General features: G+C 67.0%; 11 protein-coding genes and 1 pseudogene. 7 read left to right on the forward strand and 5 right to left on the reverse strand.

Translation table 11 applies throughout. The annotated features are described in order from the left end of the window. Positions 1-73: 73 nt before the first annotated feature. From WI560_RS18175 to WI560_RS18190, 4 genes are all read right to left on the reverse strand, one after another. A complete protein-coding gene (locus WI560_RS18175; protein ID WP_257180460.1) occupies positions 74-373 on the reverse strand; it encodes an acylphosphatase in 300 nt (99 codons plus the stop codon). Further along, complete coding sequence (locus WI560_RS18180; protein WP_375304276.1) at positions 370-1236, reverse strand: oxaloacetate decarboxylase; 867 nt, start codon at positions 1234-1236, stop codon at positions 370-372. The genes WI560_RS18175 and WI560_RS18180 overlap by 4 nt, the downstream gene beginning before the upstream one ends. 149 nt (positions 1237-1385) lie before the next feature. Next, the gene (locus WI560_RS18185; RefSeq protein WP_375304277.1) at positions 1386-3401 is read right to left on the reverse strand and encodes an acetyl-CoA carboxylase biotin carboxylase subunit; all 2016 of its coding nucleotides are present in this window, start codon (positions 3399-3401) and stop codon (positions 1386-1388) included. Positions 3402-3594: 193 nt separating this feature from the next. Further along, positions 3595-4671, reverse strand: coding sequence for a putative zinc-binding metallopeptidase (locus tag WI560_RS18190; protein ID WP_375304278.1), 1077 nt, complete (start codon positions 4669-4671; stop codon positions 3595-3597). Positions 4672-4891: 220 nt separating this feature from the next. On the opposite strand from WI560_RS18190, the gene WI560_RS18195 reads away from it, so the two are divergent. From WI560_RS18195 to WI560_RS18225, 7 genes and pseudogenes are all read left to right on the forward strand, one after another. Then, positions 4892-7369, forward strand: a complete 2478-nt coding sequence (locus WI560_RS18195; RefSeq protein ID WP_375304279.1) for a PAS domain S-box protein — start codon at positions 4892-4894, stop codon at positions 7367-7369. A gap of 224 nt (positions 7370-7593) precedes the next feature. Beyond that, on the forward strand, positions 7594-8877 hold the full coding sequence (locus WI560_RS18200; RefSeq protein ID WP_375304280.1) for an MFS transporter: 1284 nt from the start codon (positions 7594-7596) through the stop codon (positions 8875-8877). 26 nt (positions 8878-8903) lie between these two features. Continuing rightward, positions 8904-10154 carry an arsenic transporter gene (locus WI560_RS18205; protein WP_375304281.1) on the forward strand — a complete coding sequence of 417 codons (1251 nt, stop codon included), beginning with the start codon at positions 8904-8906 and terminating at the stop codon, positions 10152-10154. A 130-nt stretch (positions 10155-10284) separates the two neighbouring features. Continuing rightward, on the forward strand, positions 10285-10521 hold the full coding sequence (locus tag WI560_RS18210) for a hypothetical protein (RefSeq protein ID WP_375304282.1): 237 nt from the start codon (positions 10285-10287) through the stop codon (positions 10519-10521). 9 nt (positions 10522-10530) lie between these two features. Then, positions 10531-10938 (forward strand): annotated as a pseudogene (locus tag WI560_RS18215) (enolase C-terminal domain-like protein); the annotation flags it as partial. A 12-nt stretch (positions 10939-10950) separates the two neighbouring features. After that, the gene (locus WI560_RS18220) at positions 10951-11718 is read left to right on the forward strand and encodes a glucose 1-dehydrogenase (RefSeq protein ID WP_375304283.1); all 768 of its coding nucleotides are present in this window, start codon (positions 10951-10953) and stop codon (positions 11716-11718) included. 20 nt (positions 11719-11738) lie between these two features. Beyond that, complete coding sequence (locus tag WI560_RS18225) at positions 11739-12770, forward strand: L-idonate 5-dehydrogenase (protein WP_375304284.1); 1032 nt, start codon at positions 11739-11741, stop codon at positions 12768-12770. On the opposite strand, the gene WI560_RS18230 is transcribed toward WI560_RS18225, so the two are convergent. Beyond that, a complete protein-coding gene (locus WI560_RS18230) occupies positions 12760-13644 on the reverse strand; it encodes a DUF2380 domain-containing protein (RefSeq protein ID WP_375304285.1) in 885 nt (294 codons plus the stop codon). The genes WI560_RS18225 and WI560_RS18230 overlap by 11 nt on opposite strands. Positions 13645-13665: the final 21 nt, after the last annotated feature.

Below are 13665 nucleotides of genomic sequence, written 5' to 3' on the forward strand. Positions count from 1 at the left end.
GAGAGGCCCCTCACCCCAACCCTCTCACCGTAAGAACGGGGCGAGGGAGCGCACCGTTCGCTTCGCAGCAGACCTACACCGTCGGCAACACCGAAAACGCTTCCCCTGCCCGGCGCAGATTCAGCTCATCCGCACCGGCGGTCTCGCTCGTCACGCTGTCGACGCGCGAGGATGGCGGGCCGTGGCGGCACAGTGCGACCATGTCGGCAACGTGGTGGGGCGCGCCGGCGAACAGCGCTTCCACGCTGCCGTCGCGGCGGTTGCGAACCCAGCCTTCGAGGCCGCTCGCCGTCGCCTGATACTCGACCCAGGCCCGATAGCCGACGCCCTGCACGCGCCCGCGGATCATCACCTGGAGAATCGCCCGGCTCATTTTTTCAATCCGAGGACCTCGGTGCTGCGCGCCTTGACATCGGCCTCGCGCATGACACGGGCCGTCAGCTCCGACGATGCGAGTCCTTTGAGGTTTTTCGGCGACGCCCCTTCACGGAGCGCCTTCAGGGTCTCGTACACGGCCTGTGTCGCGGCCGCGATCGGTGCATGGCCCTGGAGCGCGATGCGGACGCGCTGACCCGCGAGGTAGTCGCGCGCGTTCAGGTCCTCGGGCGCCCCGCCGAGCACGATCGGCAGGCGCGTCGCAGCGCTCACCGCCTCGAGCTCGGCGCGCGACTTGATGCCGGTGAAGAACAGCGCGTCGACACCGGCATCTTCATAGGCCTTGGCGCGGCGGATCGCGTCCTCGAGCGAGGTGATCGAAGCCGCTCCCGTGCGGCCCATGATCACCAGCGAGGCATCGCCGCGGCCGCCGAGCGCCGCCTTCATCTTGCCGACGCCCTCCTCGAGCGAGATCAGCTGCGTCTTCGCCTCGCCAAAGGCGGCCGGCAGCAGCGTGTCCTCGATGGTGAGGCCGGCGGCGCCCGCCGCCTCCAGCTCCTGCACGGTACGGCGCACATTGAGCGCATTGCCATAGCCGTGATCGGCATCGACCAGCACGGGCAGCGCGGCGGCGCGCGACATCCGGCGCATCTGCTCGGCAAGCTCGGTGAGCGTGATCAGCGTGACGTCGGGATCGCCGAGCACGGCGAGCGAGGCGACCGAACCGCCGAACATGCCGAGCGGAAAGCCGAGGTCCTCGGCGATGCGGATCGAGATGGCGTCGTAGACCGAGCCGGGATGGACGCAAGCTGCACCCGACAGAATGGCGCGAAGTTTCTCGCGGCGGGAACGAAAGGCCATGGATGCCTCACTCCAAGTTCCTCACCCTGAGGAGCCGCGCCTTCGCGGCGTCTCGAAGGATGCAGGCCCGGCTGGTGGCCTCGCCCTTCGAGACGCCGCGAAGGCGCGGCTCCTCAGGGTGAGGGTCTTCTGTTGTGCCTGAAGCGCTCTTACGCAAACTCCAAGATCAGCGCGTCCACCGCCAGCGTCGCGCCGGCACTGGCGTGGATCTTCTTCACCGTGCCGTCCTGCTCGGCGCGGAGCACGTTCTGCATCTTCATGGCTTCGACCACCGCGAGCGTCTCGCCGGCCTTGACCTCCTGCCCCTCGGCCACCGCGATCGAGACCACGAGGCCGGGCATCGGACAGAGCAGCTTCTTGCCGCTGTCGGAGGCCGTCGTCACCGGCATCAGCCGCGCAGAGGTCGCCTCCGCTTCGGTCCAGACATAGACCGGCACCTCGACACCCTGATGCGCGAGGCGGATACCGTTCGGAATCGGGCGCGCCTGCACCGCGACGAGGTGGCCGTCGATGGTGCCCTGCCAGACCGGATCGCCCGGCTTCCATGGCGAGGCCAGCAGATGCGCGTTGCCGGCCTTGCCGTTGGCATCGATGAAGCGGATCGCGATGGCCTCGCCCTCGCGTGCGATCTCGAGCTGGATCTCCTGGCGGTCGAGCCAGACCGCGCGGCGCCGCTCGCGCTGCACGACGCGGCCGCCCATCTGGCCCGAGATCTGCCGCTTGCGCTCCCCCAGCACGTGATCGATGGCGGCGCCGACCGCGGCGATGCGCCGTGCGACCTCGCCTTCCGGCACGCGCACCGCAAACCCCTTGGGGAATTCCTCGGCGATGAAGCCGGTCGACAGCCGCCCCTCGCGCCAGCGCGGATGATGCATCAAGGCAGACAGGAACGGGATGTTGTGACGGATGCCGTCGACATAGAACGAATCCAGCGCGGTTGACTGCGCCTCGATCGCGGCCGCGCGCGACGGCGCATGCGTGACGAGCTTGGCGATCATCGGATCGTAATGGATCGAGATCTCGCCGCCCTCCTGCACGCCGGTGTCGTTGCGGATGGTGATGCCGTCCTGGCTTGCTTCCGCCGGCGGACGATACTTCACGAGCCGCCCGATCGAGGGCAGGAAGTTGCGGAACGGATCTTCGGCGTAGAGGCGGGATTCCACCGCCCAGCCCGTCAGCGTGACGTCCTTCTGCGCGATGGCGAGCTTCTCGCCGCTCGCAACCCGGATCATCTGCTCGACGAGATCGATGCCGGTCACGAGCTCGGTGACGGGATGCTCGACCTGAAGGCGCGTGTTCATCTCCAGGAAGTAGAAGCTCTTGTCCTGGCCGGCGACGAACTCGACGGTGCCGGCGGAATCGTAGTTCACGGCCTTGGCCAGTGCGACGGCCTGCTCGCCCATCTTGCGGCGGGTGTCCTCATCGAGCAGTGGCGACGGCGCCTCCTCGATGACCTTCTGGTTGCGGCGCTGGATCGAGCACTCGCGCTCGCCGAGATAGATCACGTTGCCGTGCTTGTCGCCCAGCACCTGGATCTCGATGTGGCGGGGATCGACGATGAACTTTTCGACGAAGACGCGGTCGTCGCCGAAGGAGGCCTTCGCCTCGGCCTTGGCGAGATTGAAGCCTTCGGCGACCTCGGCCTTCGAGTGCGCGATGCGCATGCCCTTGCCGCCGCCGCCGGCGGAGGCCTTGATCATCACGGGATAGCCGATCTCGTCGGCGATCTTGACCGCATGGTTGCCGTCCTCGATGACGCCGAGATAGCCCGGCACGGTCGAGACCTTGGCCTTGGCAGCCGCCTTCTTCGATTCGATCTTGTCGCCCATCGCCGCGATCGCGGCGGGGTTCGGGCCGATGAAGACGATGCCGGCCGCCTCCAGCGCGCGCGGAAACGCCTCGCGCTCGGACAGGAAGCCGTAGCCGGGATGCACCGCTTGCGCGCCGGTCTTGCGACAGGCCTCGACGATATTCTCGATCACCAGATAGCTTTCGGCGGCGGCCGGCGGGCCGATCAGCACGGCTTCGTCGGCCATCTCGACATGGAGGGCATCGCGGTCGGCCTCGGAATAGACCGCAACCGTCTCAATTCCCATGCGGCGAGCGGTCTTGATGACCCGGCAGGCGATTTCGCCGCGATTGGCGATCAGAATGCGTTTGAACATGCTTTTTCTTGAGTCTCGACCTTGGGCGGGACCCTTCCCTGACCGTTGGGGCCTATGGGGGACGGGCCGTGTGGCTTCCGTGGTACATCAAAATGGGCCGGAGGCAACGGTCTAAATCCGGCCGCTCTGGCGTACCAGCGCAAGACCGAAACCGGCTTGGGAACGGGCTGGCGAGCCGCCCGGCGCCCTATGCCTAGCCGGGCCTCGACGCGGGCTTGGCCATGTCCCGAACCAGGCCGTGAATGAAGCCGAGCTTGCCGACCACCGCGGGCGACAGGATGAAGGGATAGAGGTCGCGCAGGCCCATGGCGCGGTTGACGTTGTTCATGGCGAAGGTGAAGGGCAGCCATGCGTTCACCAGCGCCTCGACATCGCGGGCCTCGTAGGGGTTGAAGCGGATGCGCGCCGTCAACTCCCCGTCGCGGTCGACCTTGGGGCGCACCTCCATGCCGAACTCGCCGGCCATCTCCAGCGCATCCACGATGTGGACATAGTGCGCCCAGGTCTCGGCGAAATCTTCCCAGGGATGGGTCGTGGCGTAGGCCGAGACGTAGGTCTGCTGCCAGTCCGGCGGCGGGCCTTCGGCGTAATGGCGCTGCAGGGCCTGGCCGTAATCGATGGAATCGTCACCGAAGACCGCGCGGCATTGCTCGAGCTTGCCGCCGCCCTGCACCAGCACGTCCCAGAAATAGTGCCCGACCTCGTGGCGGAAATGCCCAAGCAGCGTGCGGTACGGCTCGCCCATCTCGAGCCTGCGCCGCTCGCGTTCGATGGTATCGGCTTCGGTGAGTGCGATCGTGATCAGACCGTTGTCGTGGCCGGTCAGGATCCTCTCGCCGCTGTTTGGATCGTCGGCGAGGAAATTGAAGATCAGGCCATGCTCGGGGTCCTCCTGCCGGGTCCGGAGCGGCAGCTTCCAGCGGATCAGGGAATAGAACAGACGGTGTTTCGCCACCTCCAACTCGCGCCAACCGGCGAGCTGGGCCGGATCGGAGAGGTTCGGCACCATCCCGTTGTGGCGGCAGGCGCGGCAATAGCCGGTGGCGTCGCCCGCATCCGTGAGCCAGTTGCAGGCGTCGTACTCGGCGTTCCGGCACAGCATCCGGCTCTCGCCCTTGCTGGCCAGCATCCTCCAGGCCTCGCCGTCCGGCTCGATCGCCGACATCGTCTCCTGCTCCGGCAGGAACGCGACCCGATGGCCGCAGCGTTCGCAGGCGCGATTCTCGAAATACAGCACGTTGCCGCAGGACTGGCAGAGAAAGAGCTTCAAGATTTAGCCTCTTCGGAAAGGAGAGCTTCATGGAAGCTGCTCGTTGCGCCTCGCGACGACGCGTCCGCCGCCTGATCGTTCCAGTCTCTGGAACAAAATGCCAGGCCGGGCATTGGCATGACGTAGTCTTTCCGTTCCGCACAAGTCACATTTTCCCGCGACGCGCTCCCTCGTAGGCAATGGCCATCACGCGCCGTCTGTGTGAAGATCGGTCCGGCACGTGCGCTCCCGCATGACAACGGCCGATGCCTTGAACGATCCTTTGCCCGAGACCATCGCCGCCGAAAGGCTGCGCCAACACCTCGAAGACGTCGCGCGCGAGCGCGACAACGCCTATCGCGCGCTCCAGGAGCGCGAGGCGGAGCTGGCGCGCATCCAGCGCATCGGCAAGGTCGGGGGCGTCGAGGTCGACTTCCGCGAGGGTTTCAAGAATCGCCGTTCACCCGAGTATCTGATCATCCACGGCCTGCCGCCGGAAGCGGCCGAGGAGTCGCACGAGGATTGGGTCAATCGTCTCCATCCCGACGACCGCGACGCCGCCGTCAAGCACTTCATCGATTCACTCGCCGGCACCAGCGAAGATTACACCGCGGAATACCGCATCATCCGCCCCAATGACGGCGAGACCCGCTGGATTCGGGTCGTCGCCAAGATCGAACGCGACAAGGATGGCCGCGCCCTCCGCCTCGTCGGCGCCCATATCGACATCACCGACCAGATGCTCGCCCGCGAGACCCTGCGCGAGAGCGAGGAGCGCTTCCGCCTGATCGCCGACAGCGCACCGGTGCCGATCTGGGTGACCAAGCTCGACCGCAAGCGCTCCTTCGCCAACCAGGCCTATGTCGACTTCGTCGGCCTGCCCTACGACCAAGCCATCGACTTCGACTGGCGCAAGGTGCTGCATCCCGACGACCTGCCGCACGTGCTGCAGCAATCCGTCCAGGGCGAAGCGTCGCTCAAGCCCTTCGTGCTGGAAGCGCGCTACAGGAACGCCAGCGGCGAATGGCGCTGGCTGCGCTCGGAATCGCAGCCGCGCTGGGACCCCACCGGCAAGCATATCGGCTTCATCGGCGTGGCCCACGACATCACCGTCGCCAAGCAGGCCGAGATCGAGCTGCGACAACTCAACGAGACGCTGGAACAGCGCATCGCCGAGCGCACTGCCGAGCTCGAGTCCAACGAGTCCCGGCTCCGCGCCATCCTCGCCACCAGCAACCAATATCAGGGCCTGGTCAACCTCGAGGGCGAATTGCTCTATGCCAACCGCACCGCGCTCGACGGCATCAGGGCGAGCGCTGCGGACGTGATCGGAAAGCCGTTCTGGGACACGCCGTGGTTCACCGGCACCGACGGCATGAGCGCCGCCGTGCGCGAGGCTTTCCACGCCGTGCTCAAAGGCGAAGCGGTGCGGCTCGAGATGCGCCTGCGCCTTCCCATCGGCGAGCGCGATTTCGACTTCGGCATGCGCCCCGTGCTCGACCGTCACGGCAAGATCACCGGCGCGGTGCCCGAGGCCGTCGACATCACCGAGCGCCGCCGCGGCGAGGAAGCCTTGCGGCAGTCCCAGAAGATGGAGGCGATCGGCCAGCTCACCGGCGGCGTCGCGCACGACTTCAACAACCTCCTCACCATCATCCGCTCGGCCACCGATTTCCTGCGCCGCCGCGAGCTGCCGGAAGAGCGCCGCCGCCGCTATGTCGATGCCATCTCCGAGACGGTGGAACGCGCCTCCAAGCTGACCGCGCAGCTGCTGGCATTCGCGCGCCGGCAGCCGCTGAAACCCCAGATCTTCAACGTCGGCACCCAGGTCGAGGCCGTCGCGCAACTGGTCCGGCCGCTGGTCGGCGGCCGGATCGACATCGCGGTGGAGATCGACGACGCCGACTGCTTCACCGTCGCCGATATCGCCCAGTTCGAGACCGCGCTGATCAACCTCGCCATCAACGCCCGCGACGCCATGGACGGCGAAGGCCGTCTCACCATCGCCGTGCGCAAGGTCGCTGGCATCCCCGGCTTGCGCGCACAGTCTGCGCGCAGCGGCGACTACGTCGCCATCTCCGTTGCCGACACCGGCAGCGGCATCGCGCCGGAGCATCTCGAATCGATCTTCGAGCCGTTCTTCACCACCAAGGAGGTCGGCAAGGGCACCGGCCTCGGCCTCAGCCAAGCCTTCGGCTTCGCGAAGCAGTCCGAGGGCGACATCGCGGTGACGAGCACGCAAGGCAAGGGCGCGACCTTCACCATCTACCTGCCGCAGGCCCACCGCCCTGTCGCCGAGAAGGAAGCCGCGGCGCTGACCCATGAGGCCGCGACCACCGGGCGCGGCTACCGCGTGCTCGTGGTCGAGGACAATGACGATGTCGGCCAGTTCTCGACCGAGCTGCTGGAAGATCTCGGCTATGTCGTCCGCCGCGTCGCCAACGCCAACGCGGCCCTCGCCATCCTCGGCGAGAACGAATTCGCCGTCGACCTCGTCTTCTCCGACGTCATCATGCCCGGCATGAACGGCGTCGAGCTCGCCGGCATCATCCGCGAGCGCTATCCCGGCCTGCCCGTGGTGCTCACCTCCGGCTACAGCAACGTGCTCGCCGAAAACGCCCATCGCGGTTTCGAACTGATCCAGAAGCCGTATTCGGTCGAATCGCTGTCGCGCATCCTGCGCAAGGCGATCACGGAGAAGCTATCCGTTGCGCGGTGAATGTGAACCAAGAACGCGCCGTCGTCCCGTACAAGCGCGCAAAATGCGCGCGCCGATCCGGGACCCATACTCCCAGACGGACGTTGTCGCGTGAGCTGGTAGCCGACAATCTTCACCCAACTTCATCCTGTGACTATGGATCCCGGATCTGCGCTTGCGCTTGTCCGGGACGACAGCTGAGTGTTTGGCGGGTCGCGATCCACACAACGACGATCGAGAAACCGATGTCCAGCGAGAATCCCGACGAGGCGAGGCGCGCCGGCCGCGCGCTGGATGCGGCCAATTTCTTCCTCGCCGACGTCCGCGACGGGCTCGGCCCCTATCTCGCGGTCAATCTTCTCACCGAGCAGCATTGGAACGAGGCTCGCATCGGCCTCGTGATGTCGATCGCAACGCTCGCCGGCATCGTCGCGCAGACGCCGGCCGGCGCACTGGTCGACGCCACACGGGCGAAGCGGCCGGTGATGGCGGCCGCTGCAATTCTGGTGACGCTCGCCTCGCTCTCGCTGCCGTTGTTCCCCAGCCTCCTGCCGGTGATGATCTCGCAAGGCATCGCGCAAGCCGCCGCCGTGGTCTTCCCGCCGGCGATCGCCGCCGTCTCACTCGGCATCTTCGGGCATGCCGCGTTTACCCGGCGCATCGGCCGCAACGAGACCTTCAACCATGCCGGCAACGCGGTCGCGGCCGGCATCGCCGGCCTCTCCGCCTACTGGTTCGGACCGACCGTCGTGTTCTACCTTCTCGGCGCCATGGCGATCGCGAGCCTCGTCAGCCTCCTGGCGATCCCCGAACGGGCCATCGACCACGATCTGGCGCGCGGACTGCACCAGTCTCGTATCAACAGCGCACCCGAGCAACCCTCGGGCCTTGGCGTGCTCCTGACCTGCCGCCCGCTGCTCATCTTCGCGGTCTGCGTCGTCCTGTTTCACCTCTCCAACGCGGCGATGCTGCCGCTGGTCGGGCAAAAGCTCGCGCTCCAGGACAAGAACCTCGGCACCAGCCTGATGTCGGCGTGCATCGTTGCGGCGCAAGTGGTGATGGTGCCGTTCGCGATGCTGGTTGGCGCACGGGCCGACCGCTGGGGGCACAAGCGGTTCTTCCTTGCCGCATTGTTGATCCTGCCGATCCGTGGTGCGCTCTATACGCTCTCCGACAATCCATTCTGGCTGGTCGGCGTGCAGCTGCTGGATGGCGTCGGCGCCGGCATTTTCGGGGCAATATTTCCCGTCATCGTCGCCGACCTCATGCGAAACACCGGCCGCTTCAACGTCGCACAGGGCGCCGTCATCACGGCCCAGAGCGTTGGCGCGGCGCTGTCGACGACGCTGGCGGGCCTCGTCGTGGTCGGCGCCGGTTACAGCGCAGCATTCATCACGCTCGGTGCCGTGGCGGCGATCGGCGCCGTGATCTGCCTCCTCGCCTTGCCCGAGACGCGGCAAAGCGGCGACGGCGATCCGCGCCCGCGGGGGAAGACAGCGGCGCCCGCATCGGTTATCGCTGCCGAATGAATCCATCCTCATTCGAGAACTGAACCGTGCCGTCTGACGCCATCTGGGCCTGGAGCATCATCGTCGTCGCGACCGCTTGCGTCATCATCCGCCCGTTTCGCCTGCCCGAGGCGGTCTGGGCCGTGATCGGCGCGAGCGCGCTGGTGCTGCTCGGCCTGCTGCCATGGCAGGACGCGCTCACCGGTATCGAGAAAGGCATCGACGTCTACCTCTTCCTGATCGGCATGATGTTGATCGCCGAGCTGGCGCGGCTCGAGGGCCTGTTCGACTATCTCGCTGCGCTCGCGGTGGAATATGCGGCCGGCTCGCCGCAGCGCTTGTTCCTGCTGATCTATCTCGTCGGCACGCTGGTGACGGTGCTGCTCTCCAACGACGCCACCGCGATCGTGCTGACGCCCGCCGTCTATGCCGCGACGCGCGCGGCCGGCGCAAAGCCGCTGCCCTATCTGTTCGTCTGCGCCTTCATCGCCAATGCCGCAAGCTTCGTGCTGCCGATCTCCAACCCGGCCAATCTCGTCGTGTTCGGCGCGCGCATGCCGCCGCTGACCGAATGGCTGCGCCTGTTCGCCCTGCCCTCGGCGGCCTCGATCCTGCTGACCTACGTCGTGCTGCGCCTCACCCAGCACCGCGCGCTGAAGGAGGAGACGATCGCCCGCAGCGTGCCGCATCCCAAGCTCGGCCGCGGCGGCAAGCTGACGGCCGTCGGCATCGCTGCGATCGGAGTCGTGCTGGTCACGGCGTCGGCGCTGGACAGGCAACTGGGCCTGCCGACCTTCATCTGCGGCGGCGTGACGGCCGCGATCGTGCTGCTGCTCAGCCGGCAGTCGCCCTTGCCGGTGCTGCGGGGCGTGTCCTGGAGCGTGCTGCCGCTGGTCGGCGGGCTCTTCGTCATGGTGGAGGCGCTGATCAGGACCGGTGTGATCGCGCAGCTCAGCGCATTGCTGCACCAAGCGGTGGCGCAATCGGTCCCGCAGGCGGCCTGGAGCGTCGGCATCGCCACCGCGCTCGCCGACAACATCGCCAACAACCTGCCGGTCGGCCTCGTCGCCGGCTCGGTCGCCGCCAGCGATCATTTGCCCGCACCTGTGGTCAGCGCCATCCTGATCGGCGTCGACCTCGGCCCCAACCTGTCGGTGACGGGGTCGCTCGCCACCATCCTCTGGCTGGTCGCCCTCCGCCGGGAAAAGATCGAGGTCGGCGCCTGGCCGTTTCTCAAGCTCGGCCTCCTGGTGACGCCGCCCGCGTTGATCGCCGCCTTGGCGGCGGCCATCAGGTAAGACGGGCTGGACGAAGCTTTCGAAAAGAAGCGCAGCTATTTGCGGTGCGTCAATGCCGCCGGCGACACCGTGGCTAAGAATCCAGCGTCGCGCAAATCAGAGGGATATCGCGCGGCAAGGAAGGTTTATCATGCCGATCCAATCGAAGGCGTTGCCGCGGAGCTCCTATCTGCGCCGCGCGATCCGGAGCTTCACCGCATCGAGCGAGAGCGGCGCCGAGACCGCCCACCCCCTACTGGTCATCTCCGCATTGGTGTTGTTCACCCTGTTCGCCATCGTGGAGATCGACCTCCACTCCGCCCAGCTTCAGGCGATCGGCCTGCTCGGCCATGGCACGGGAATCGATCCGGTCTTCCTGGGTCCGTAGTCGCCGGCCTGGGTCTGCGCCAGCGAGACGCTGGGCTAGCGCTTCCCCTACAAGGACATGCTCGACCGCGACGCCATGCACGTGGTGATGGCCGATCTGTGCTGGACCGGCGGCCTCACCGAAGGCCGAAAGATCGCCGCCATGGCCGAGACCTATTACCGGCCCTTTGCGCCGCACGATTGCATCGGCCCGATCGGCTTCATCGCCGCTATCCACATGTCGTTCAGCCAGCCCAACACGCTGATCCAGGAATCGGTGCGCGCCTTCTACAAGGGCTGGTACAATGAGCTCGTCACCACGATGCCCGACATCAGGGACGGTTTCGTCTACCCGATGGAAGGTCCCGGCCTCGGTGTCGACCTTCTGCCCGCCGTATTCGACCGCTCCGATCTCACCGAGCGCCGCTCCAACGTCTAAGGACCTCTCGACATGAGCACCTCCCTGTTCGATCTCTCCGGCCGCACCGCGCTCGTGACCGGCTCGTCCCGCGGTCTCGGCCGCGCCATCGCCGAGGGCATGGCCAAGGCCGGCGCCAGGATCATCATCAACGGCGTCGACCCCAAGCGAGTCGAGCAGGCCGTCGCCGAATTCCGTGCCGCCGGCCATCAGGCCGAAGGCGCCGCGTTCAACGTCACCGACGAGCCCGCCATCCTCGCCGCGTTCAACGACTTCGACAGGCAAGGCATCGCGGTCGACATCCTCGTCAACAATGCCGGCATCCAGCACCGCAAGCCGCTGGTCGAGTTCACCACCGACGAATGGCGCAAGGTGATCGAGACCAACCTCACCAGCGCTTTCGTGATCGGCCGCGAGGCGGCCAAGCGCATGATCCCGCGCAAGCACGGCAAGATCATCAATATCGGCTCGCTCGGCAGCGAGCTCGCCCGCCCCACCATCGCGCCCTACACCGCGGCCAAGGGCGGCATCAGGAACCTGACCCGCTCGATGGCGGTGGAATGGGCCCAGCACGGCATCCAGGCCAACGCGATCGGCCCCGGCTACATGCTGACCGACATGAACGAGGCGCTGGTCAACAATCCCGACTTCAACAATTGGCTAATGGGCCGCATCCCCTCCAAGCGCTGGGGCAGGCCGGACGAGCTGGTGGGGGCCGCGATCTTCCTGGCGTCGGACGCCTCCACCTACGTCAACGGCCAGATCATCTATGTCGATGGCGGCATGATCGCCGCGATGTAATCGCGAACAAGGAAGCAACCATGCGCGCCGTCGTCATTCACGCCCCGAAAGACCTGCGGATCGACAATTATCCCGATCCGGCGCCCGGCCCCGGCGAAGTCCGCGTCAAGATCGCCAATGGCGGCATCTGCGGCTCCGATTTGCATTGCTACCATCACGGCGGCTTCGGCGTCGTCCGCATCCAGCAACCGATGGCGCTGGGGCATGAGATCGCCGGCGTCGTCGCCGCCGTCGGTGACGGCGTCACCGGCGTGAAGCCGGGCACGCGCGTTGCGGTCAATCCGAGCAGACCGTGCGGGCAGTGCCTGCATTGCCAGGAGGGCATGCGCAACCAATGCCTCGACATGCGCTTCCTCGGCAGCGCGATGCGTTTTCCTCACGTGCAAGGCGGTTTCCGCGAGTTCATCACGGTCGACGCCGCGCAAGCCGTACCGATCGCGGACAAGCTCTCGCTCGCGGAGGCTGCGGTCGCCGAGCCGCTGGCAGTGTGCCTTCATGCCGGCAAGCAGGCCGGCCCCCTGCTCGGCAAGCGCGTGCTGATCACGGGCTGCGGCCCGATCGGCGCGTTGATGATCCTGGTGTCGCGCTTCGGCGGCGCGGCCGAGATCGTGGTGACCGACGTCGCCGAGGCGCCGCTTGCAGTTGCGCGAAAGCTCGGCGCCAGTCACGCCATCAACGTCGCGGCCGATGCCACCGCGTTCGATCCCTGGCGCGCCGGCAAGGGCGTGTTCGACACGCTGTTCGAAGCCTCCGGCAACCAGGCGGCGCTCCGCACCGCGCTCGACGTGCTCAGGCCGGGCGCCACGCTGGTGCAGCTCGGCCTCGGCGGCGAGATGACGCTGCCGATCAACTCGATCGTCGCCAAGGAATTGCAGCTGCGCGGCACTTTCCGCTTCGACCCCGAGTTCGAGCTGGCGGTGCGCCTGATGGGCGAAGGCCTGATCGACGTCAAGCCGCTGATCACGGCCACCATGCCGTTCGAGAGCGCGGTCGCCGCCTTTGAGCTCGCCAGCGACCGCTCGCGATCGATGAAGGTGCAGCTTACTTTCTAATCCCTTCGGCAGCCTGCTGGCTGTCGATCAGCCGGTCGCTGACCAGCCGAACCGCGCCGCGTTTCCAGGAATAATCCGCGCCGAGGCGCAGGCCGCTGTCGCCGCGGGCCAGCACCGCGCCGGTGCCGGCGTCGCGCAACTGGAAGCCGAGCGTGTATTCGGTGCGGCTGACCCGCCGCACCACGCCGATGAGCGATTGATCCGCGCCGAGCTTCTTCGCCATTGCCGCCTCGCAGCCGCCGCAATCGCGCAAGCCGCCCGCCGTCGCCGCCTCCCGGCCGACATCGACGATGCGGTAACGGCCGGATTGGCCGAGCGCCTCGCGCACCGCGCCGGTGACCTCCGCGAGGTGCGATGCGTCCGAGGCAGCTGACGCGCCCACCGAAGCTGCGGTCGTATCCTCCAGCTCGAACTCGAACACCGCCAGCGCGACCGGCGCAGGGCTTGCCAGCGCAGCCATGACCTCGCGCGAGACGAAGATCTCGGCGCGCTCCCAGGCTTCATCATTGTCGCCGCGGAAGCTGTAGAGCTTGTCCATCACCAGCCTCTTGGCGCCGACGTCGATCACCGCGACCTTGGCCCATTGCACCAGCGTGCTCGTCTTCTGGATGCCGCCGATGACCTTGAACGCGGCGCCGTCCTGGGCGGACGGCACCAGCCGATAGCGCCCACCCGCGCCGATATCCCGCCTGAGCGCGGCCATGAACGCCTGGAGCCGCCGTTCGTGGGCCGCAATCTGGTTGGTCGGCTCGCCCGACGTGTCAGTATAGCTGAAATCCTCCATGGCAACGCCAATGGCGGCCTCGGCCGCAGCAGGAGCATGGGGCAGGACGAAGAGGAGAACGGCAGCAAGCATCGAGCGGGAGACGTGCATGAGCGGAGCCTCGCAGATTGG

The sequence above is a fragment of the Bradyrhizobium sp. A11 genome, from assembly GCF_042077125.1.
GTDB lineage: Bacteria > Pseudomonadota > Alphaproteobacteria > Rhizobiales > Xanthobacteraceae > Bradyrhizobium > Bradyrhizobium japonicum_B.

Excerpts from the sequence above, each read along its gene's own strand:
- WI560_RS18175 (WP_257180460.1), bottom strand. The coding sequence starts at position 373 with ATGAGCCGGGCGATTCTCCAGGTGATGATCCGCGGGCGCGTGCAGGGC.
- WI560_RS18180 (WP_375304276.1), bottom strand. The coding sequence starts at position 1,236 with ATGGCCTTTCGTTCCCGCCGCGAGAAACTTCGCGCCATTCTGTCGGGT.
- WI560_RS18185 (WP_375304277.1), bottom strand. The coding sequence starts at position 3,401 with ATGTTCAAACGCATTCTGATCGCCAATCGCGGCGAAATCGCCTGCCGG.
- WI560_RS18200 (WP_375304280.1), top strand. The coding sequence starts at position 7,594 with ATGTCCAGCGAGAATCCCGACGAGGCGAGGCGCGCCGGCCGCGCGCTG.
- WI560_RS18210 (WP_375304282.1), top strand. The coding sequence starts at position 10,285 with ATGCCGATCCAATCGAAGGCGTTGCCGCGGAGCTCCTATCTGCGCCGC.
- WI560_RS18220 (WP_375304283.1), top strand. The coding sequence starts at position 10,951 with ATGAGCACCTCCCTGTTCGATCTCTCCGGCCGCACCGCGCTCGTGACC.
- WI560_RS18225 (WP_375304284.1), top strand. The coding sequence starts at position 11,739 with ATGCGCGCCGTCGTCATTCACGCCCCGAAAGACCTGCGGATCGACAAT.
- WI560_RS18230 (WP_375304285.1), bottom strand. The coding sequence starts at position 13,644 with ATGCACGTCTCCCGCTCGATGCTTGCTGCCGTTCTCCTCTTCGTCCTG.